Annotated in this window: 1 protein-coding gene; it reads right to left on the bottom strand. The window is 59.7% G+C overall.

The window, feature by feature from the left end:
• Positions 1 to 462 (bottom strand): type VI secretion system tip protein VgrG (vgrG, locus tag AACR93_RS01925; protein WP_043852207.1); only part of this gene is annotated, 462 nt, incomplete at both ends.

The raw sequence follows: 462 nt of genomic DNA, 5'->3' as shown, positions 1-462 counted from the left end.
GTTCCAGCGAGCGGTTGCCAAGGTTGAAGAAGAGCTCGGGGCCTTGAGTCAATGCTGCCGCGTCGTCGGCAAACACAATGCGGTGTTTGCCCGCTTCAAACTCGTGGAAGTAGAACAAGCCCTCTTCGGCTGCGAGGCGGTTGAGGAAATCGAGGTCGGTCTCGCGATACTGGACGCAGTATTCCCGCAGGGCATGTTCATTCTTCAGGGCAAAGGCGTAATCGGTGATGCCGTGTTCTTGCAGCAGGATGCTGAGGATTTCATCGGGCTTCTGGGCCTGGAAGATGCGGGAATTCTGGCGCAACCCAAGCCGCCACAAGGCGGGTTTCACCTCAATGCGGTAGCGGGTACGGCGAAAGCCGCTGTCCCCTTGGGCAAACTCGCTCACTACACCGCATACCCTGCGCTGCAGCTCGCCGTTGTACCACACCATCAGCTCGCACGGCTGGTCCAGCACGGCGC

This window comes from Aeromonas sp. L_1B5_3, from assembly GCF_963866575.1.
Taxonomy (GTDB): Bacteria; Pseudomonadota; Gammaproteobacteria; order Enterobacterales; family Aeromonadaceae; genus Aeromonas; species Aeromonas jandaei.
Note: the sequence above shows the minus strand (reverse complement) of the source record. Positions and strands in the feature narration are given on the sequence as shown.